Genomic DNA, 22,279 nt, shown 5'->3' with positions numbered 1-22,279 from the left:
TGCAAGTATTATACCGCTCGTAAAATTTATACTAAAATAGTACGATATGCGGTCAATCATTTGTTAAATTTAGCACTTGTAGCTGTATTGTGACCGTATGCCGGAAATACTATGATCTAAACCTGTGCCCGGCGGAATCAGCCATCATCTAAATTCTTTAAAAGTTAATCGAATGAGATCAAATCCGTTACCTGCCGGTATCCCGTTACCGGCGCAAGCGAAGCACCGCCGCTTCCTGATAACGCGTTTACGGTACCGTTCCGTATTAGGCGTTGTAGGATGCCTGCTGGCCGGCCTTACGGCCAACGCCCAGCAAACCTGGCCGGTAAATGGCGTTGCCAGCCCCCGTGAAGCCTGTTATGCATTCACCCATGCCACCATTGTCAAAGACGCACAAAACACATTGAAAGACGCCACCCTCGTGATCCGCGACGGAAAGATCACCGCAGTGGGCGCCGGCGCCGCCATCCCTAAAGATGCCGTGGTGATCGATTGTAAGGGGAAATTCATTTATCCCTCTTTTGTAGACATTTACAGCGACTACGGCATGCCCGCAGCCCCGCCCCGCTCTTTCGGCGGCCGCGGCGGTGGTGCGGCCCCGCAGATGCTCTCCAACACCAACGGCGCCTACGGCTGGAACCAGGCCATCAAAAGCGAAGTAAATGCCGTGCAGCTCTTTTCTGCTGACGAATCTAAAGCTAAAACCCTCCGTGAGCAAGGTTTCGGCGTAGTGCTCAGCCACCAGCAGGACGGTATTGCCCGCGGCACAGGCGTGCTCGTCAGCCTCGCAGCCGACCGTGAGCACCTGACCATCCTCCGTGAAAAGGCTTCCGCCAATTATTCTTTCGAGAAAGGTTCTTCCACCCAGGATTACCCCAGCTCCCTCATGGGCACCATTGCCCTGCTGCGCCAGCAATACCTGGATGCACAGTGGTACAAAGGCAATCCCGCCAAAGAAGGCGTGAACCTCAGTCTCCAGGCCTGGAACGACAACCAGGGCCTGCCGCAGATCTTCGACGCCAACGAAAAATGGAATGTGCTGCGCGCAGACAAGATCGGCGATGAGTTTGGCGTGCAATACATCATCAAAGCCGGTGGCAACGAATACCAGCGTATTCCCGAAATGGCCGCCACCAAAGCCACCTTCATCCTGCCGGTGAACTACCCGCAGGCTATGGACGTGGAAGATCCTAACGATGCGCGTTTCGTGGCGCTTACGGATATGAAGCACTGGGAACTGGCGCCCACACAGGCCGGCGCCTTCGAAAAGGCAAATATTCCTTTCTGTCTCACCGCCGCCGATCTGAAAGATGCGAAGACCTTCCTCTCCAGCCTGCGTAAAGCCATAGAATACGGTCTTTCAGAACAGAAAGCACTGGAAGCGCTTACCAAAACGCCCGCCACACTGCTGAAGGCCTACGACCGCATCGGCAGCCTGGATGCCGGTAAGCTGGCCAACTTTATCATCACTTCCGGCCCTGTTTTCAGCGAAAACACCGTGTTTTTCCAGAACTGGGTGCAGGGTAACCAATATGTGTTGAAAACCGATGGATGGCAGGACCTGCGTGGTGTGTACAACATCACGCTCACCTATCCCAACGCCAGCGCCACTTACCCGGTAACCATCAAAGGCACGCCTGCTTCGCTGACCCTGGTGAATAAAGACACCATTCCCGGCAAGATCGAGGTGGATGGCCAGCTGGTGAAAATGGTGATCAACAACAAAAAAGATAATTCCATGCAGGTACGCCTGAGCGGCGTTATCGGTCAGCAGCCAGGGGCAGTCAACACCTGGAGCGGCTCCGGTACCGACGATAAAGGCCGGCCTGTAACCTGGGAAGCCGTGTTCTCCGCACCCGTACCCGCTAAAGAAGATTCAGTGAAGAAAAAAGAGAGCCCGCAATATGGGAAGCTCTATTTTCCCTTCTCCGGCTACGGTTATGAAACACTGCCCACGCAGCAGGACGTGGTGATCCGCAATGCCACCGTTTGGACCAATGAAAAAGAAGGCAAACTGGAAGGTGCGGATGTACTGGTGCGCAACGGCAAGATCGCGCAGGTAGGTAAAAATCTTTCCGCAGGCAATGCCCGCGTGATAGACGGCACCGGCAAACACCTCACGCCCGGCATCCTCGACGAACACTCTCACATCGCCATCAGCCGCGGGGTGAACGAAGGCACGCAGTCCGTTACCTCTGAAGTTCGTATAGCCGATGTGGTGAACCCCGACGACGTGAACATCTACCGCCAGCTGAGCGGCGGCGTTACCTCCAGCCATTTGCTGCATGGCTCCGCCAATACCATCGGCGGGCAAAGCCAGCTGATCAAGCTGCGCTGGGGCGCCAATGCAGAAGATATCAAATTTAAGAACTGGGATGGCTTCATCAAGTTTGCGCTGGGCGAGAACGTTAAACAATCCAACTGGGGCGACCGCCAGCGCGTGCGTTTCCCGCAGACCCGCATGGGGGTTGAGCAAGTGCTGGCAGACGCCTTCACCCGCGCCAGGGATTACGAAAAAGCAGGCGCCAACAAACGCCGCGACCTTGAGCTGGACGCGCTCGTGGAGATCATGAACAAAAAACGTTTCATCACCTGTCACTCCTACGTGCAGAGCGAGATCAATATGCTGCTGAAAGCCGGCGACCAGTATGGTTTCCAGGTCAACACCTTCACCCACATCCTGGAAGGATATAAAGTGGCGGATAAAATGAAAGCGCATGGCTCAGGTGCATCCACCTTTGCAGACTGGTGGGCGTATAAAATGGAAGTGGTAGACGCCATCCCGCAGAACGCTACCATCATGCATCGTGTAGGCCTCACCGTAGCCATCAATTCCGACGACGCTGAAATGGCCCGCCGCCTGAACCAGGAAGCGGCCAAAAGCGTGAAATACGGCAGCATGGCGGAAGAGGACGCCCTGAAAATGGTGACCCTCAACCCCGCTACCCTCCTGCATGTGGCAGACCGTATCGGCAGCATCAAAGCCGGCAAAGACGCGGATCTCGTGCTCTGGAGCGATCACCCGCTGAGCATCTACGCAAAAGCAGAAAAAACAATGGTGGATGGTATTATTTACTTCGACCGCGATAAAGACCTTGAGCTGCGCAAACGCATTGCAGAAGAGCGCAACCGCCTCATCGGCAAAATGCTCGGCGAGAAGAAGAAAGGCGTTCCCATGGGAAGGCCCGTACCAAGCCGTGAAGAGATCTATCATTGCGAAGACCTCCAGGCAGGCCACCAGCATCATATCATGGACGATGCTTACCAGCAGTAATCATCCAAAAATCGAAACAACATGCAAAAGACATTCATTTATATACTGATCCTTTCCCTTTGCAGCACCGCTCTCCGTGCGCAGGAAACGGTGTATCCCGCCAAACCGCAGCAGGGATTGGTGTTCCTCAGGAATGCCACCATCCACGTAGGCAATGGCCAGGTGATACAAAACGGTACCATCGGGTTCAATAACGGCAAGATCATAGCAGTGGGCGCCAACGTGCCTATCCCTGCAGATGATGTAAAAGTATTTGACGCGAATGGCCAGCACGTTTATCCCGGACTGATTGCCCCGGAAAGCAACCTCGGCCTCACCGAAGTGGAATCTGTACGTGCCACCAACGACTACGAAGAAGTGGGAGAGATCAATCCCTCCGTGCGTTCCATCGTTTCCTACAATACCGATTCCAAAGTGATAGCGACCCTCCGCACCAACGGTATCCTGTTGGCGCAGGTGGTTCCGCAGGGCGGCCTTGTGAGCGGCAGTTCCTCCGTGGTGCAGTTGGATGCCTGGAACTGGGAGGACGCAGCCTACAAAACCGATAACGGCATTCATTTCTTCATGCCCCGCCTGATGCCCCGCGCCAATCCTTTTGGCAGCGCTGCGGCAGGTCCTGCTACAGACGCGGTGAAAGCGGCCATGGAAAAAGTTGCCAGTGTAAAATCCTTCCTCCGCGAAGCACAGGCTTACGCCGCCAATGGGCAACATGCTGAAACGAACCTGAAATACGCCGCCGTGAAAGGCCTCTTCAACAAGACGCAGAAATTTTTTATTCATGCAGACCTGGTGAAAGAGCTGATCGTGGCAGCAGATTTTGCGAAAGAGTTTGATATTGACGTAGTGATAGTTGGAGGAACAGACGCGTGGATGATCACCGACGTGCTGAAGAAATACAACATCCCTGTGATCCTCAGTCAGCCGCATAGCCTGCCGGTAATGGCAGACGATGATGTGGACCAGCCTTATAAAACACCCGCCCAGCTTCAAAAAGCAGGCGTACTGTTTTGCATCAGCAACGAAGGTTTCTGGCAGCAGCGCAACCTTCCTTTCAACGCCGGCACTGCAGGCGCTTACGGCATGACGAAGGAAGAAGCGCTCAGCTCCGTTACCCTCAACGCTGCGAAGATCCTCGGCATCGCCGACAAAACCGGTTCCCTTGAAGTAGGCAAAGACGCGAACATCGTAGTGAGCACCGGCGACATCCTGGACATGAAATCAAGCGTGATCACCCGCGCTTACATCCAGGGCCGTGAGGTGAGTTTGGAGGATAAGCATAAGCAGTTGTATGAACGGTATAAGTATAAGTATGACCTGAAATGATTTGATTTATTTCATTGTGAAAAAGCGTGTTGCAGTTTTTCTGTAACACGCTTTTTTTTGTTGGTAAAAAAAATCATCGCGTTGGTTGAATCATTAAATTGCGCAGATCAAAAACCAACTGATTGAATATTTTACCTTATGAAGTGGAGGTTAGAAGCCCCACTATATTTAGATTTGCGAGTAAGGGTCCTAAGGGAACCATCATTAAAGAAGTTGTAATTACACCTGTCTCGAGGTTGGGATATTACAATTTCGGTTTCGGTGATGTGCGCTCAGACGGAAGTATTGATGATGTATCAGAAACTAATAATGATGATTTGCTTAAAGTATTTTCTACCATTATCAGCATAATGGAATACTTTTTAGATCGTAATCCAGATTGTGTGCTTTCTTTTAAAGGCAGTACACTGCAAAGAACAGCTGTATATAATATGATTTTAAAGAGATACCGTTCGCGTTTTTCTGAGAAGTACCGCATATCAGGAATGATTATGATTAATGGAGAATTTGCGGAAATTGAGTATGACCCGTTTAGAATAGGCTACGTGGTGTTTTTGGTGCGAAAAAAATAGTATTTTTACATAAATTGGATTGTATGCCAGTCAAAAAGAAAAAACAAAGTTCCAAGGAGACACTTGTTGAGCCGTATCCATTTACAGTTAGACAGGTTAAAGAGATACCACCTGCATTTCAAAAGAAAGTGGACGAGATAAACAAGATATTTGAGAATGCGGTCTTTCTTGATAATCAGCCGAAGCGCTAATTTTTTATAAATTAAACTGTATGCTCTCTAAAAAGAAAAAACAGACTTTAAAGCGGACTTTTAATATGATAGATATAGGGGTTGACCCATATCCGGTTACTGTAAGGCAGATTGAAACGGTGCCGCCGGCTTTTCAAAAAAAGATAGACAAGTCGAACGAAATTCTTAGCAAAATGATCTTTCTTAAAAGACCATAGCATCGTTGTATTCGATACAACGAATCTTAATAAAGATTAACAAAGCCAGGAAGGTCACCTTCCTGGCTTTGTTTTATAATGACAGCCAACCAATCATAATGATTCCCGCCCCCTCCTGACACACCCTTGTCACTCCCTCCCCGGACCTTTGCCCTAAAACAACCAATATGCAAACAAGGATCACCACCACCCGGCTCTTCGGGCTCGCCGAAATTTCCCCGGAAGAAGTGCGCCGGAGGCTGGGAGAGCCGGGGTTTATCGCTATCGACAACAACACATGCGCCTCCTTCCGCCGCCACCACGTTCCCGGCGCCCGCCACCTGGATCCCGGGGATTATTCCGCGCACGAGCTCAGCGACGATAAACGCGATACGCTGGTTTTCTACTGCTCCGACGCCCTCTGCGGCGCCGCGCCTTATGCCGCCAAAAGAGCCAGGAACATGGGGTTTGAGAACGTGTATGTAATGAGCGCGGGAATCACCGTATGGATGCGCAAAGGCTACCCGGTGGAAATAGAAAACGGCGCAGCCACAGACTGATGCTGTGCTGCGCCGTTGACGGCCGTAAAACGTTTACACGAACTTTACGAGGATATAATTTTTCTTCCCTTTCTGGAAGAGGATGTTCTTGCCATTGAGCAGCGATTCCTCCGTGATCCGCAGGTCTACCGCAGTGATCTTCTGGCCGTTCATGCTCATGCCGCCGCCTTGTATCAGCTTGCGGGCCTCTCCCTTGCTGGTGAATACGCCTGCTTCTGCAAGGAAGGTTACCACGTCTTTCTGCTCAGAAAGCACTGTGGCGGGCATTTCCTTCAGGTCTACGCCGGTAAGCGTTTGCAGCAGCTGTTCTTCGGTCATGGTTTTGAGTGTGTCCACACCAGCGCCTTTGCTGAACAGGCTTTCGGTCGTTTTGAGGGCTGCCTCATATTCGGCTGCGCCGTGGATGAAAGTGGTTACTTCCTGCGCCACGCGTTTCTGGAGTACGCGTTTACCTGGGTCCTGGTGGTGTTCCGCGATCAGGTCGTTTATGGTGGGCTCGTCCAGGAAGGTGAAGATGCGGATGTAGCTTTCTGCGTCCTCATCGTCTGCATTCAGCCAGAACTGGTAGAACTGGTAAGGCGTGGTTTTAGCAGGATCCAGCCAAATGTTGCCGCTTTCTGATTTCCCGAACTTGCTGCCATCTTTTTTCTTGATCAGCGGGCAGGTGAAGGCATACGCCTCGCCACCGCCAATGCGGCGCACCAGCTCCGTGCCGGTAACAATATTGCCCCACTGGTCGGAGCCGCCCATCTGCATTTTGCAGTTCTTCGCCGTATAAAGATGATAGAAGTCGTAACCCTGGATCATCTGGTACGAAAACTCGGTGAACGACATGCCGCTTTCCCCTTCCAGCCTCTTTTTCACGGAATCTTTCGCCATCATGTAATTGACGGTGATATGTTTCCCCACATCGCGGATGAAGTTGAGGAAAGAAATGCCTTTGAACCAATCGTAGTTATTGACCATCTCCGCATAGTTGGGCTTGGACTGGTCGAAGTCCAGGAAACGCTCCAGCTGTGCTTTGATGCATTGCTGGTTGTGAAGCAGGGTGGCCTCATCCAGCATTTTTCTTTCTTCCGCTTTGAATGACGGGTCGCCTACCATGCCGGTAGCGCCGCCCACGAGGGCCAGCGGCTTATGGCCTGCCTTCTGGAGGTGCACCAGCAGCATAATGGGCACCAGGCTGCCTACGTGCAGCGAATCTGCCGTTGGGTCGAAGCCGATATAGGCAGTGGTCATTTCCTTTTGCAGCTGTTCTTCAGTACCCGGCTTGATGTCCTGTATCATACCCCGCCAGCGCAATTCAGATATAAGATTCATGGAATGATGAAAAATTTTTGCAAACCTACGGATTCAATCACGAAATACGGCATGAGCCGCCATGAATATTGCTTTAGTTTAATGTGTGAAGGTGAAATAGCCTATACCCTTGGCTTCCAGGGGATCTCAGGCACATGCAGCAGGTGGCCGGCATAACGGGCCAGTACGAACAGGTAATCGCTGAGGCGGTTGAGATATTGCAGCACCAGCGGCTCCACGGCCATTTCCTGCTCCTGCATGCCTACGCACAGCCTTTCCGCCCTGCGGCACACGCAACGGGCAATATGACTGTGGGATACAGCCGGGTGGCCGCCGGGAATAATGAAATGTTTCATTTCGGGAAGCGCCTCGTTCATCGCGTCTATCGCGTCTTCCAGCAGTTTCACGTCTTCCGCGTGCAGGTCGGGGATGCTCATTTTCACGTTCTTCTCCGGGTCTGTGGCGAGCGAGGCGCCGATGGTAAAGAGGCGGTCCTGGATCTCGCCTATCAGGGCTTTGACGGCGGCTTCGGTCATATGGTCGTTCACCAGGCCCAGCCAGGAATTCAGCTCGTCAACGGTACCGTAGGTCTCGATCCTGAGATGACTTTTGGATACTTTGGTGCCGCCGATGAGGGAGGTTTTGCCTTTATCGCCTGTTTTGGTGTATATCTTGAAAGCCATGGTTGCTGTTTTTCGCGAAGTTAATCAAAAGAAAAAAGGCAGCCCCGCTGAAGCTGCCTTTTGAATGATATGCTGTGCCTGGCTCAGTGGGCCAGGGACTTTACGGGATTCAGCTTATCCGACTCCACCACGCCGTCTCTCAGGCGGATGATGCGGCGGGCATGATCGGCAATGTCTTCTTCGTGCGTAACCAGCACTACGGTATTGCCTGAGTCGTGGATACGCCCGAATATTTCCATGATCTCCACGGAAGTTTTGGTGTCGAGGTTACCGGTGGGCTCATCCGCGAGAATGAGGGAAGGATCGTTTACCAGGGCGCGGGCAATGGCCACGCGCTGGCACTGGCCGCCGGAAAGCTCATTGGGCTTGTGTTTGTAGCGGTCGCCAAGGCCTACTCTTTCGAGCATGTGGCGTGCCTTGTCTTCCCTTTCCTTTTTACCGATACCGGCGTAGATCAGCGGTACAGCCACATTTTCCAGGGCGGAAAGCCTGGGCATGAGATTGAACTGCTGGAACACGAAACCGATCTCCTGGTTGCGGATGCGGGCCAGTTCATTGTCTTCCATCCTGCTCACATCGTGGCCGCTCAGCACATACCTGCCGCTGGTGGGCGTATCGAGCGCCCCGAGTATATTCATGAGGGTGCTTTTCCCGGAGCCGGACGGGCCCATGAGGGCTACGTACTCGTTCTTCAGGATGTCCAGCGAAACGCCTTTCAGCACCGGCAGCTCATTTTTGCCGATGAAATAGCTTTTACGAATGTCTTCGAGATGGATAACAGACTGGGCCATATTATTTCTTGATTACTTTAGGGACGCTGAAGTATTCTGCTGTATGGGCGGGAGCGTTCTGAAGCCCTTCTTCGCGGCTGATCGGGTGCTTCACCTCGTCCTTGCGGAACACGTTCGCTTCGCGGGTCATATGCAGCATAGGTTTCACGTTAGTGGTATCCAGCTCTCCGAGCTTTTCCACAAAGGTGATCATCCTTTGCAGATCGTGCCGGATCTCCTCCTGCTCTGCGGCATTGATGTCCAGCCGGGATAAGGTCGCCAGCTGGCGGATCAGTGCGTCGTTCACTTCCATGGGTTTTAAATTAACGGTTTAAAGCTAATAAATTGTATTCATATAATCGATAAATGTGATCGATAGGCAAAAATAGGGATAAAAGGCGGGCATTCTGCTATTGAATAACATAGCACGATGTTAAAATTTATTAAATTGCGCCCCGATATGGTAAAGGAAAAAGAAATTGTTGTCAGCGGCATCCGCTCCACCGGCATTTTGCATTTAGGGAACTATTTTGGCGCCATCCGCAACTACATCCGGATGCAGGAAGAATTTAACTGTTATTTCTTCGTGGCAGACTGGCATTCCCTTACCACTCATCCCGATCCGAAAGACCTGCGCGGCAACGTGTACCGCGTGCTGGCGGAAAACATCGCTTCTGGCCTCGATCCTGAGAAAGTAACGTTGTACGTGCAGAGTGATATTCCCGAGATCGCGGAGCTATACCTGCTGCTGAATATGATGGCGTATAAAGGCGAGCTGGAGAAAGTGCCGACCTTCAAGGATAAAGTGCGCCAGAACCCGGATAACGTGAACGCGGGCCTGTTGACCTATCCCGTGCTGATGAGTGCGGACATCCTTATCCAGCGTGCCGTGAAAGTGCCCGTGGGCAAGGACCAGGAGCAGCATCTTGAAATGAGCCGCAACTTCGCGCAGCGGTTCAACAACCGTTATGGTTTCCTCTTCCCCGAACCTTTCCCTTTCAACTACGGCGACGATCTCGTTCGCATCATGAGCCTTGACGGGAACGGGAAAATGAGCAAAAGTGAAAACGAAAATTCAACCCTTTACCTGAACGATACCGACGATGCGATCCGCAACAAGATCAAAAAGGCGAAGACCGACAGCGGCCCGCAGTCTGAGAATTCAGAGAAACCTGACTATATCAACAACCTGTTCACCCTCATGAACCTGGTGTCAACCCCTGATACCGTGCAGTTCTTCGAAGAAGCTTTTAACAAATGCAATATCCGCTACGGGGATATGAAGAAACAACTGGGAGAGGATATGGTGGCATTTATCGCCCCTATCCGTGAAAAGGCGGCGGCTATCCAGCAGGATCACGCTTACCTTCACCGCATTATGCGCGAAGGAGCGGAAAAGGCCCGCGCCACTGCTTCGCAGACGCTCTCCGAGGCCCGCAAATTAATGGGCATTAATTTCTATTGATTTTTTAACTTGTTGTATCATACACCCCCATGCATGGCAAAAAATAAGATCAAGCACATAGCGATAGCCGGCAACATCGGCGCCGGAAAAACTACTCTTACTGAAATGCTCGCCAAACATTACCGTTGGGTGCCGCAGTTTGAAGACGTAGAGCATAACCCTTACCTGAGCGACTTCTACGACGATATGCCCCGCTGGTCGTTTAACCTGCAGATCTATTTCCTGCACAGCCGCCTGAAGCAGCTGGTGGATATTCAGCATGGGAAAGACACGGTGATCCAGGACCGCACCATTTACGAGGATGCGCATATTTTCGCACCCAACCTTTACGAGATGGGGCTGATGACCAAAAGGGATTTCGATAATTATTTTAACTTTTTCGAAACCCTGAAATCGATGGTAAAGCCGCCGGACCTGCTGATCTACCTGCAGGCGTCCGTTCCTACGCTGGTGGCGCAGATACAGAAGCGTGGCCGGGAATATGAAGAAAATATCCGGCTGGACTACCTGAAACGGCTGAACGAATTTTACAATGCCTGGATCGAGAAGTACAAGGACGGGCCTTTGCTGATCATCGATGTGGACAAGAATAAATTCCCCGATAAGGAAGAAGATCTCGGAGAAATTATCTCCCGTGTAGATTCAGAGCTGTACGGCTTATTCTGATCTTTATAATGAATTGTATCCCTGGAATCTCCGGATTCCGGGGATATTTTTTTTGCTGCAGATCACACTCCTTTTTATTTTTACGGCATTGTTTGTTTAACCAGGAATAACATGATAGTCATTGTTTGTTTTTGCCTGCAATTCTTAACCATGCAGGCTCCGCGCATCCCGGCGGGCGGAAGTTTTTCAGAAGTATTCAGCGTTTTTCAGAACCCGGCGCGGCTGGCGTTGCTGGAGCATTTTACTGCGGGCGCTTACACGGAGCGGCGTTTTATGCTGCGCGAGCTGAGCGTGCAGGCGCTGGCGTTTGGTATGCCGCTGGCCGGTGGTGTGATCGGCATAAAACTGTGGCAGCTGGGTTACCGGCTTTACCGGGAGCAGTTGTTCGGATTGGGATATGCGTTGCCGTTGGGAAGCCGGCTGAAGGCAGCAGCCAGCTTGAATTACAGTCGCGGCGGCATGGGCGGGGAGCTGGGAGTGGACTGGCAGCTGACCTCGCAGTTCAATATGGGCATGCACCTGTATCATCCCGGCAGCGATGATGCTGCGGGAATGGTAACGCTGGGGTACAGGGCTTCGGAGCAACTGCGGCTGGAAGCGGTAATGCGCAAGGATGTGACGATGCCGATGTCCGTACGGGTGCAATGTGCCTATTTGCCGCTGAAGCGGTTCATGGTGCTGGGAGGATGGGCAACGCAGCCGGTGTACCAGTTTGCCGGCATCGGCTATGGAGGCGAACGCTGGAAGATCGGGGTGACGGGGAGTTTTCATCACACACTGGGTATTACGCCGGGCATATCGCTGGTATGGGGAAAGGAATGAACAGGGATACCGAAGTCTTTACTGTGGAGTGTTTTCATGGTGAAAGAGGAATAAGCGGAAAGTTTTTCCTGTCAAGCGTTTCATTGATTGCACGAAAATATTTCCTGTTTGTTATAATGTTTTTGTGCATTGCAGTGCATGCATGGGCCCAGGAGGAAGAGCACCCGATGGAAATGCGGCAGGAACAAAGCGCAGGCCGTGAAACGGGAAACGAGGAAGGGCAGGAGCAGGCACGGGAAAACGATGAACAATACCAGGAGTTGACGGCATACACTCACCGGAAACTGAACCTGAACACGGCAGACGCAGCTGCCCTGCATGGGCTGGGATTGCTGGATGCATTGCAGGTGAATACATTGCTGCAATACCGCGAAAGGCTCGGCCCGCTGGTCTCAATTTATGAATTACAGGCAGTGCCGGGTTTTGAGCTCCCGCTGATCCGTGCCATGTTGCCGTATGTGCAGGCGGGCAGCGGACTGGAACCGTATTATACCTTGAAGGATTATTTCAGGAAGGGGAAACATCAGCTGGAAATACGCTACAGCCGGGGCCTTGAGCTGGCGGAAGGTTACACGCGGAAGGACAGCGGCGCTGTGAAGTATCTCGGCAGTCCTGATAAAATGTTGCTGCGATACCGGTACCGGTTTGGCCGCTACGCCAGCTGGGGACTGGTAGTGGAAAAAGATGCAGGTGAAAAATGGATGGGAAAGAGAATGCCCTGGGTGGGAGATCATATCGGCTTCCATTTATTCCTGCAGCGGTTGAGGAATGTGAAAGTATTGGCACTGGGGGATTACACGGTGAACATGGGGCAGGGGCTGGTGCAGTGGCAGGGGCTTTCTTTCGGGAAAAGCGCCGCGGTGATGCAGGTGAAACGCGAAAGTGAAGTATTGCGGCCTTATGCTTCAGCAGGGGAATTTTTCTTTTATCGCGGCGGGGGAATTACCTGGGAAGCGGGGAAAAACAGTGTAACCGGATTTATATCGTACCGGGCGCTGGACGGGAGATTAAGTATCGTGGAGGACACTGCGTCAAATGGGGAAGCTTTTGAAGAAGGGACGCTTTCCAGTGCCGGTTATCACAGGACTGCCTCCGAGCTGGCATTGCGGAACACCATGCGTCAGTATACCGCCGGCGCTGTTATAAAACGGCGGATAAAACAGGGGCACATTGCATTAAATGTCATGGGGCACCAATATTCTCACTCATTAAAGAAGGGAGAAGAACTGTACCGGTTATACGCAATGGAAGGGCAGCGGGTGTACAACGCCAGTGTTGATCATGCATTTGGCTGGCGGAATATACACGTGTTTGGAGAAGCGGCTGTAGACGGGAAAGGAAACCCGGCGCTGCTGCAGGGTTTGCTGGCGGCATTAAGTTCCCGGGTAGACCTTGCCATGCTGTACCGTTACGAGCATAAAGCATATCGCAGCATGTATGGTAATTCTTTCGGTGAAAGCAGCGCACCGGGTAATGAAAGCGGGATGTACCTGGGCATACAGTGCAAGTTTGGATCGAAATGGTTGCTGGCTGCTTATGCAGATGTGTTCCGCTCGCCCTGGCTGCGATACCGCGTGAGCGCGCCAGCTGAGGGTACAGATGCATTGTTGTTCATGCAATGGATGCCGGACAAAAAATCTTTATTGAATGTTACGTACCGCTATGCACAGTCGCCCGTGGATGTAAAAGCGCCGCCCCTGCGGCAAAGGTTCGTAGATATTGAGCGCAGGCACCACATCAGCGCACGGGCCGGTTTGCCTGTAGATCAGCGGGTGACGTGGAACGGGAGAATGCAGGCGGCATTCGGTAAAGGAACAGAGAGTTGGTTATTATATCAGCAGGTGCAGGCGCGTTGGGGCAGATGGAAATTAAGCGGGGGATATGCCTGGTTCGACACCGCGGAAACAGATGGGTTATATCTTGCCGCCTTGGGATTCCCCGGAGATCAGTCGCTGTCCCGGTTTTCAGGGAGAGGGCATAATGGGCATGCACAGTTGCTGTACCAAGTATTTACAGGTCTGACGATCTGGTGCCGGTGGCAGCGATCTGTATATCCCGGCAGCGAGAGCAATGGCACAGGTTTGGAAAAGATTGCGGGAAGCAGGAAAACAAGCCTGCAGCTGCAATTACAGCTCAGTTGGTGATTTCTTTAAACCGCGGAATGAAATTTTTTCATGTTTTTTTCTGTTTGTATGTAATTGTTATACAATGAATTATGAAGTTATCTAGCAGGGGTTTTAACAAAAGTTTAACCGCGGATGATGGTGAAGTAAAATAAATCACTAACTTACGCCTATCATCCAAAATCATTACAATCAACATCCAAGATCAGTAGTGGTTACTTACCGTTCATCCTAACAATGCTTAACTGAGTAGTAACAGAAGAAAAAAGGTCATCATCTAAATCGAAACTGAACTCTAAATCTAAATCCGAGACACATGAATGGGGTACATCCATTTCATTAGCCAACAGCATCGACTCACAGACTAGACGGTAGAGAACTGCCATTCTTTTACCTGCCCATGATCAAAACCCGGGACCTGAAATTGCATTTAAAAAATTGAGATTTTTTAGATCGGGAAAGCTTTTTGCCTAAACCGGCCTTCATCTATAGACCTGTACTTGAATAACAAGTTAGTCCGTTAAAACAATATTCTACAACAAGCTAAAACTAAACTGCAATTTATGACCTGAAACAGTAAAACCATTATTCCGCCTATTTATTAACAAGTTTCTCATCCAAAATCTGAATCTTTTTTATGAAACAAGCTTTACTGTTCATCACCATGATGATGGTGAGCGTCAGCCTGGCATTTGCGCAGCAGCGCCAGGTGACGGGCAAGGTAGTGGGAGACGATGGTGCTCCCATAGCCTTTGCCACCGTCCAGATTAAAGGCACAACATCCGGAACCACTGCCGACCAGGAAGGTAACTTTACGATCTCTGTATCTGGCGCCAACGTTATCCTTATTGTCAGGAGCGTTGGTTATCTCGCTAAAGAAATTCCCTTAGGAAGTCTCACTTCCGTTTCCGTGTCTCTCGCACCGGATGCCAAAAGTCTTGAAGAAGTGGTTGTAACCGCTCTCGGTATGAACCGCCAGAAAAAATCCCTGGGTTATTCCGTACAGGAAATCAAAGCGGATAAGATCACCCAGACCAAACAAGCGGACCTCAACACTGCCATTGCCGGCAAAGTGGCCGGGGTGCAGCTTCGCGGCGGTTCCGGCGCCAAGTTCGGTACTATGCAGATACGCCTGCGCGGGGTGAACAACCTCACCGGCGGTAATCCTATTTACGTGGTAGACGGCGTGATCACTCCCAACACCGCGATCAACCCGGACGATGTAGCTTCCCTCACCGTACTGAAAGGCCCCGCAGCCACCGCACTTTACGGCCAGCGTGCATCAGAAGGCGCAGTGGTGATCACCACCAAGAAAACATCCGGAGGCGGCATCGGTCTTACCGTGAACCATACCACCACCTTTGAAAACGTATACGTACTGCCCGATTACCAGAACGAATATGGCGGCGGCAGCTCACAGGATTGGAAGACCTTCACCTACCAGCCTGGTACGCACGATCCCGCGCTGGCCAAACTGGACGGCGCCAAATATTATAATTACGAAGTGGACGAAAGCTGGGGACCCCGCATGGACGGCACCATGCACGCTCCCTGGTATGCCTGGGATAAAACAGTCAGCCCATCTGACTTCGGCATCCAGAAACCTTTCGTTGCCCAGCCGGACAATGTGCGCGACTTCTTCAGGACCGGCATTGCCAACAACACTACCGTGTCTTTCGCGAAGAGCAGCGACGTAATGACAAACCGCTTCTCCTTCACCAACCTGACGCGTACCGGCGTGATCCCGAACTCCAAGCAGCAAAAGAACTGGCTTGCCTACTACGGCAGCCTCAACCTGACCGACAGGCTGACACTGAGCACCAATGTGAACTATGTGAATGAATATCTCTTCAACGTTCCGCGCGAAGGATACAGCACGCAGACAACCGGTTCTTTCAACCAATGGTTCCACCGCAACCTGGAGATCGGCAAATTAAAAGAATATTACAAACGCCCGGACGGCAGCTTCCGCAGCTGGAACATCACCAGTCCTACCAATCCGACGCCCAAATACTGGGATAACCCGTATACCGAAGCGAATGAAAACATCCGCCACAACTACATCCAGACCGTATATGGACAGGTAACACTGAACTACAACTTCATGAACGGCTTCAAAGCCGGTGTGATCGCCCGTGGTACTTTCGAAAACCTGAACGGCGACAACCGCGTGGCTTCCTATACGATCGATCCGGCTTCTTTCTCTACGGAAGAAGACAAACGCACGGAAGTTTCCTACCTCGCCAACATCGAATACGAAAAGACCATCAAAGATTTCTCTGTACGCGCAGGCGCCTGGGGCGAGCTGAACACCCGCACCCGTTACCGCGTAACATCCGCTACAGCAGGTGGTTTCATTCTACCCGATGTGTATAACGTGAGCAACTCGCTCAACGAAAAAGTAACCACTAACCTGATCCAGGAACGTAAGGTGAACTCACTGTTCGGCTATGCCGGCGTTGGATATAAGGACATGTTGTTCCTGGATGCAACGGTGCGTAACGATATTTCTTCCACCCTGCCTTCTTTCAATAACTCATACGTTTACGGCAGCTTAAGCACTTCCTTCGTATTCACCGAAGTGCTTAATACCCGCAACTGGCTGAGCTTTGGTAAAGTGCGTGCTTCTGTTGCCCGCCTCGGTACAGATACCGATCCCTACAGCACGCAGGAAACATTCGCACTGGGAACCAACTTCCCGAAATCAGGCAGTGCCACATATTCCCGTATGAGCGTGCCGGACACCAGGGCCAATGACAGCCTCCGTCCCGCACTGTCTACCAGCTACGAGATCGGCACCGAGCTCCAGTTTGCCAATAACCGCGCAAGGTTGGATGTGAACTACTTCTACCGCAAGAACATCGACCAGATCGTGGATGTAACCGTACCCAGTTCATCCGGTTATTCCGCCCGCAGGATCAACTCCGGTGAAATGATCAACAGAGGCTGGGAATTCACGATCGGCGCCACTCCGCTGAAGATGAAAGATTTCAGCTGGGATATTGATGTGAACTTCGCTTTCATGAAAAATAAAGTGGTGTCCATCGCGCCCGATGTGGAAAACCTGCAGGTTGCACTTGACGGTTCCGCGCTATCGTTTGGTTTCGTAGGTTCGCCCCGCGTTTCCCTTAACGCGAAGAAAGGCTCTTCTTACGGCCTTATCATGGGCGGCGGTTTCGAGAGAGATGAGGCTACCGGTAAAATACTGGTGGACGACGATGGTTACCCCTTGTTAAAAAACAGCGTTGAGCTGGGATATGTAACCCCCGACTGGACCGGCGGTGTTGCTTCCGGCTTCTATTACAAGAACTTCTCCCTCAACTTCTCCCTGGACTTCCAGAAAGGAGGCAAGTTTGTATCTATTACCAAAATGTTCACCTCCGGTTCCGGCCTTGCGGCTGAAACAGTTGGCATGAACGACAAAGGCAAGCCCATACGCGACCCTGTTGACCAGGGTGGCGGCGTGAAGCTGGATGCCATCAATGCCAATTCCGGCAAGCCGAACGAAGCATACGCAGACACTAAAGACCTCTACGAATCTTACCTGTTCTCCCTCTGGGAAAACTGGACCTACGACGCTTCTTACGTGAAGCTGCGTGAGCTGGCCATCGGGTATTCTTTCCCGACCCGCATGTTGACCAATACGCCTTTCAAAGGCATCAACGTGTCAGTGATCGGGCAGAACCTCTGGCTGATCCACAGCGCGACCAAGGGCATTGACCCCTCTGAGCTGGAATCTTCCTGGCTCGAAGGCGGACAGCTGCCCGGCACACGTTCCGTCGGCTTCAACGTAAAAGTCACTTTCTAACATCAAAACCGTAGAAGATATGAAACTCATCAGGTTAAAACATATAACGGCTGCGGTGATGCTGGGGATTACGCTGGCAGGCACCGTATCCTGCAACAAGGATTTCGGGGACCTCAACGTGAACCCCAACCAGGCCAGCCAGCCCAGCACCAAATTCCTGTTTGGCAGCGCGGCGATCGGCATCGGCGGCATCAACAACGCCGCCGGCGGGGTACTGTACGTGCAGCATCTTGCAGAATATGTATACAACAACGAATCCCGCTATTTCAACCGGGAGTACAGCTATAACGCGATCTATTCAGGCCCGCTGATGGACCTCACCAGGATCATCGAAATGAATACCGATCCTGCAATAAAAGGCACCAAAGCCGTGCTGGACAATAGTCCGAACGACAACCAGATCGGCCATGCCCGTATTTTGCGCGGTTTCCTCATGCTGACCATGACGGACCGCTGGGGCGATATTCCTTACTTTGACGCGCTCAAAGGCTCTGCCAATACAAAGCCTAAATTCACGCCGCAACGCGAGATCTATCTCGACCTGCTGAAAGAATTCAAAGAAGCCTCCGCGCAGATCACTGTGGCCATGCCCAACGATCCGCTGTTCGACGGCAGTTTTGGAAAATGGAAACGCTGGGCTAATACGCTCCGTGCCATTGCTGCGCTGCGCCTCTCCGGAACCGCAGAAGCAACAACCGCGCGCACTGCTTTTACAGAAGCGGTTGCCGCCGGCCTGATGGGCGCGAATACTGATGACGCGGCTTTCCCTTACCAGGCTGTGCAGGCATTCGAAAGCCCCTGGTATACCAACTACCGCAGCCGTTACGACTACGGGGTGAGCAATACCATGATCGATAAACTGAAGCTGCTGGCCGATCCGCGCCTTTCCATCTTTGCACGTTCCCCTGCGAATGCAGCCGGAACTTACGAGGGGGTGCCTTACGGCGTAAACGACCAGTTCACCACCGGCGATTTCAGCCTGATAGGCACTACGCCTGCCGCGCAGAATTTCCCGGCCCTGCTTACCACCTACGCACAAACATGTTTCACTATGGCCGAAGCAGCCCTCATCGGCTGGATCCCTGGTGGAGATGCGGAAGTGCTCAACTGGTACAACAAGGGCATCACCGCATCCCTTCAGAAATGGCATGGCCTTGCGGCTAAAACCATTACTGATGTGGAAATTGCAACATACGCCGCCGGCGCGAACGTGGTGATCCTGCCCGTTCAGACCACCGCCGTGAAACTGGAGCGCATCCAGACCCAGAAATGGCTGAATTTCTACCTGGGCAACGGTTACGAAGCCTGGGCGGAATGGCGCAGAACAGGTTATCCCATGCTGGCTCCCGCGCCCGATGCTGTGAATGTAGGCGGACAGATACCCCGCAGGCAGTGCTATATCAGCACCGAACGCGACCTGAACAAGGCGAACTACGAAGAAGCGCTGTCCCGGCAGGGCCCGGACGAGCTGTCTACCCCCGTGTGGTGGGATAAGTAATTATCTTGAACAACCCGTGTTATAATTCCGGATTCATGGCTCCTGCAAAGGGCCGGAAAATCCGGAATTATTCCAAAACTGGCCATAATAAAAAAAGAGGTGCTGGAAATGGCACCTCTTTTTTTATTTTTGTATCTCGTTAAACCACATATAATGGAAAATCAAAATGAGCAGCAGCAGCTGAATATTGAGCTGAGCGAGGAAATTGCCGACGGAACATATGCTAACCTGGCCATTATCACGCACTCTCCGTCTGAGTTTGTGGTTGATTTTATTAATGTGATGCCCGGTTTGCCGAAAGCAAGGGTCAAATCACGCATCATACTCACTCCCCAGCATGCCAAACGCCTGATGAAAGCGCTGGTGGACAATGTAAAGAAATATGAGTCTGCACACGGCACCATACAGGACCAGGAGCCGGTTTCCATTCCCATGAACTTCGGAGGGCCTACTGCACAGGCATAATTTATATAATGGAGCAAGTTTTTCCTTACGATCATCTGCACGCTTTTACACGGGATGTATTTCTGAAGATCGGCTGTACGCCTGAGCACGCACAATTGGCCACCACTGTTTTATTGTCTGCGGACCTCCGTGGCATCGATTCCCATGGGGTAGCCCGTTTGTCTGGCTACATCCGTTTATGGGAAGCCGGCCGTATCAACCCGGTTCCAGATATCAGGATCGTACATGAAACCCCCAGCACCGCGGTGGTGGACGGAGACGGCGGCCTCGGCCTCGTGGTGGCGCCCTTTGCCATGCAGGTGGCCATCGATAAGGCGAAAAATGCCGGTACCGGCTGGGTGAGCGTGCGCCATTCCAATCACTTCGGGATCGCAGGTTATCATGCTATGATGGCCTTGCAGCATGATATGATCGGCATGGCCATGACGAATGCCAGCCCGCTTGTAGCGCCGACTTTTGCCACCGAACGTATGCTGGGCACCAATCCCATTGCGGTGGCCATTCCTGCGGCTACGCAGCCGGCATTTGTGGCGGACTTTGCCACTACCACGGCGGCCAATGGCAAGCTGGAAATACTCCAGCGCAAAGAGCAGGAAGCGCCGCTGGGCTGGATCCAGGACAAGAACGGCATCCCGAGCACCAACCCGAACGAACTGAAGAATGGCGGCGCTTTGCTGCCATTGGGAGGCGACCGCGAACACGGAAGCCATAAAGGTTATTGCCTGGGATCAATAGTTGATATATTTTCGGCCGTGCTTTCAGGAGCCAATTACGGTCCCTGGGCGCCGCCTTTTGTTAGTTTCCTGCCGCTTCCGGCCGACCCTGTGGGTAAGGGCCTCGGCCATTTCTTCGGTGCCATGCGGGTAGATGCGTTCCGCCCGGCGGATGAATTCAAGGATCATATGGATACCTGGATCAACCGTTTCAGGAACGCCGCCACCGCGGAAGGCCATGAAAAAGTGCTGATACCGGGAGACCCGGAGAGGGAAATGCAGGCTGAGCGCCTGGAATCAGGAATTCCACTGCTGGAGCCCGTTGTGAAAGATCTGGGTGAAATAGCCATGAAGTTTAAAATCGATTTTTAAGTAATATATACCACGATAACAAATGAAAGTCTTAAAATTTGGCGGAACCTCGGTTGGTAAACCGGAACGTATGCATGCCGTAGCGAAGTTGATCACCGCAGATCCGGATGCCAAAATAGTAGTACTGTCTGCCCTCTCCGGCACCACGAATGCGTTGGTGGAGATCGGCCAATCCTGTTCTGAAGGCAAGAAGGCACAGGCCAAACAGCAAATAGACAAGCTGGAAAGCCATTACCGCAGCTTTGTGCAGGAACTGGTGAAAACAGATGCCGGGCGGAAGAATGCCACTGCTATTATAGACGAACATTTTGAATTCCTCAACATCATCCTGAAGATATCCTTCAATGAAGCGTTGAATAAAGATATACTGGCGCAGGGCGAATTGCTCTCCACCAGACTGTTCTGCGCGTACCTTGAAGAGGCCGGCATCAACGCCGTGCTGCTCTCTGCGCTGGATTTCATGAGCATCGACGAGTTTGAAGAACCGGAGATCCCCCGCATGAAAGTACGCCTCAGCACACTGATCGACCAGCAGAAGGGCCAGACGCTTTTCATCACGCAGGGTTACATTTGCCGCAATGCGCGCGGTGAAATAGACAACCTGAAACGTGGCGGCAGCGACTATTCCGCTTCCCTGATCGGCGCAGCCATACAGGCTTCTGAAGTGCAGATCTGGACGGACATAGATGGTATGCACAACAACGATCCGCGCGTGGTGAAAAAAACTTTCCCGATCGAGCAGCTCAGCTTTGACGAAGCTGCGGAGCTGGCCTATTTCGGCGCGAAGATCCTGCATCCCGCTTCCATCTGGCCCGCACAGCATTTTAACATTCCCGTTAAACTGCTCAATACCATGCAGCCCGAAGCAAAAGGCACCATCATCACGGAAATGCCCAGCGGTAACGGCGTAAAAGCGATTGCGGCGAAAGACGGCATCATTGCCATCAAGATCAAATCGAGCCGCATGCTGCTGGCTTACGGCTTCCTGCGCAAAATATTCGAGGTGTTCGAGAAATTCCGCACGCCCATCGATATGATCACCACTTCCGAAGTCGCCGTATCCATCACCATCGACGATACGCGCAACCTGGACCAGATACTGAAAGAGCTGCAGCCCTTCGGCACTGTGGAGCTGGATCATCACCAGGCGATCGTTTCCATCGTAGGCAACGAGGTGGCGGCTACGCCTTCTATCCTGAAGAAACTCTTCGAAGCCCTGAACGAAGTGCCCCTGCGCATGATCTCTTACGGTGGCAGCAGGCATAACATTTCCATCCTCGTTGGCGGGCAATACAAGGAAAAAACCTTGCAGCTGCTCAATAAAGGATTGTTCAACCTGGATTGATAACGAACATTTTCATACAAAAAGGCTGGGGCGTTTTTTGCTTCAGCCTTTTTTGCGTAATGTCATGTCCTGTCAGCTCCGGCTGAACATAGAGCCGCCAGGAAAGTTCGTATGGGGCACAAGTCCGCTAAGCGCACACCGCCATACTTCAGAC

The 22,279-nt window shown here is 52.0% G+C and carries 17 protein-coding genes; 13 read left to right on the top strand and 4 right to left on the bottom strand.

Annotation, left to right across the window (positions count from 1 at the left end; genetic code table 11):
* Positions 1–172: 172 nt before the first annotated feature.
* From R3I13_RS00870 to R3I13_RS00855, 4 genes are all read left to right on the top strand, one after another.
* Complete coding sequence (locus R3I13_RS00870) at positions 173–3,274, top strand: amidohydrolase family protein (RefSeq protein ID WP_346316015.1); 3,102 nt, start codon at positions 173–175, stop codon at positions 3,272–3,274.
* 21 nt (positions 3,275–3,295) lie between these two features.
* Positions 3,296–4,597, top strand: coding sequence for an amidohydrolase family protein (locus R3I13_RS00865; protein ID WP_346316014.1), 1,302 nt, complete (start codon positions 3,296–3,298; stop codon positions 4,595–4,597).
* 122 nt (positions 4,598–4,719) lie between these two features.
* On the top strand, positions 4,720–5,169 hold the full coding sequence (locus R3I13_RS00860) for a hypothetical protein (protein WP_346316013.1): 450 nt from the start codon (positions 4,720–4,722) through the stop codon (positions 5,167–5,169).
* Positions 5,170–5,724: 555 nt separating this feature from the next.
* Positions 5,725–6,096 carry a rhodanese-like domain-containing protein gene (locus tag R3I13_RS00855; protein WP_346316012.1) on the top strand — a complete coding sequence of 124 codons (372 nt, stop codon included), beginning with the start codon at positions 5,725–5,727 and terminating at the stop codon, positions 6,094–6,096.
* 33 nt (positions 6,097–6,129) lie between these two features.
* On the opposite strand, the gene tyrS is transcribed toward R3I13_RS00855, so the two are convergent.
* From tyrS to gatC, 4 genes are all read right to left on the bottom strand, one after another.
* The gene (gene tyrS, locus R3I13_RS00850; RefSeq protein WP_346316011.1) at positions 6,130–7,416 is read right to left on the bottom strand and encodes a tyrosine--tRNA ligase; all 1,287 of its coding nucleotides are present in this window, start codon (positions 7,414–7,416) and stop codon (positions 6,130–6,132) included.
* A gap of 101 nt (positions 7,417–7,517) precedes the next feature.
* On the bottom strand, positions 7,518–8,078 hold the full coding sequence (locus R3I13_RS00845; protein ID WP_346316010.1) for a cob(I)yrinic acid a,c-diamide adenosyltransferase: 561 nt from the start codon (positions 8,076–8,078) through the stop codon (positions 7,518–7,520).
* Between the two features lie 83 nt (positions 8,079–8,161).
* Positions 8,162–8,869 (bottom strand): ABC transporter ATP-binding protein, encoded by a 708-nt coding sequence (locus R3I13_RS00840; protein ID WP_346316009.1) that lies wholly within the window; start codon positions 8,867–8,869, stop codon positions 8,162–8,164.
* Between the two features lies 1 nt (position 8,870).
* Positions 8,871–9,161: an Asp-tRNA(Asn)/Glu-tRNA(Gln) amidotransferase subunit GatC gene (gene gatC, locus R3I13_RS00835; protein WP_346316008.1), complete on the bottom strand. Its 291-nt coding sequence runs from the start codon at positions 9,159–9,161 to the stop codon at positions 8,871–8,873.
* 147 nt (positions 9,162–9,308) lie between these two features.
* Between gatC and trpS the strand changes: the two genes are divergently transcribed.
* From trpS to R3I13_RS00790, 9 genes are all read left to right on the top strand, one after another.
* A complete protein-coding gene (trpS, locus tag R3I13_RS00830) occupies positions 9,309–10,313 on the top strand; it encodes a tryptophan--tRNA ligase (RefSeq protein WP_346316007.1) in 1,005 nt (334 codons plus the stop codon).
* 33 nt (positions 10,314–10,346) lie between these two features.
* Positions 10,347–10,979, top strand: a complete 633-nt coding sequence (locus tag R3I13_RS00825; protein WP_346316006.1) for a deoxynucleoside kinase — start codon at positions 10,347–10,349, stop codon at positions 10,977–10,979.
* A 111-nt stretch (positions 10,980–11,090) separates the two neighbouring features.
* Positions 11,091–11,801 (top strand): hypothetical protein, encoded by a 711-nt coding sequence (locus R3I13_RS00820; protein WP_346316005.1) that lies wholly within the window; start codon positions 11,091–11,093, stop codon positions 11,799–11,801.
* Positions 11,802–11,917: 116 nt separating this feature from the next.
* Positions 11,918–13,945, top strand: a complete 2,028-nt coding sequence (locus R3I13_RS00815; protein ID WP_346316004.1) for a helix-hairpin-helix domain-containing protein — start codon at positions 11,918–11,920, stop codon at positions 13,943–13,945.
* Positions 13,946–14,561: 616 nt separating this feature from the next.
* A complete protein-coding gene (locus R3I13_RS00810; RefSeq protein ID WP_346316003.1) occupies positions 14,562–17,732 on the top strand; it encodes a SusC/RagA family TonB-linked outer membrane protein in 3,171 nt (1,056 codons plus the stop codon).
* 19 nt (positions 17,733–17,751) lie between these two features.
* Complete coding sequence (locus R3I13_RS00805) at positions 17,752–19,230, top strand: SusD/RagB family nutrient-binding outer membrane lipoprotein (protein ID WP_346316002.1); 1,479 nt, start codon at positions 17,752–17,754, stop codon at positions 19,228–19,230.
* Between the two features lie 153 nt (positions 19,231–19,383).
* On the top strand, positions 19,384–19,695 hold the full coding sequence (locus R3I13_RS00800) for a DUF3467 domain-containing protein (RefSeq protein WP_346316001.1): 312 nt from the start codon (positions 19,384–19,386) through the stop codon (positions 19,693–19,695).
* An 8-nt stretch (positions 19,696–19,703) separates the two neighbouring features.
* Positions 19,704–20,780: an Ldh family oxidoreductase gene (locus R3I13_RS00795; protein WP_346316000.1), complete on the top strand. Its 1,077-nt coding sequence runs from the start codon at positions 19,704–19,706 to the stop codon at positions 20,778–20,780.
* A gap of 22 nt (positions 20,781–20,802) precedes the next feature.
* Entirely contained in the window at positions 20,803–22,125 is a 1,323-nt protein-coding gene (locus tag R3I13_RS00790) for an aspartate kinase (protein ID WP_346315999.1), read from the top strand.
* Positions 22,126–22,279 lie beyond the last annotated feature (154 nt).

Source organism: Chitinophaga sp. YIM B06452, from assembly GCF_039655965.1.
Classification (GTDB): domain Bacteria; phylum Bacteroidota; class Bacteroidia; order Chitinophagales; family Chitinophagaceae; genus Chitinophaga.
Note: the sequence above shows the minus strand (reverse complement) of the source record. Positions and strands in the feature narration are given on the sequence as shown.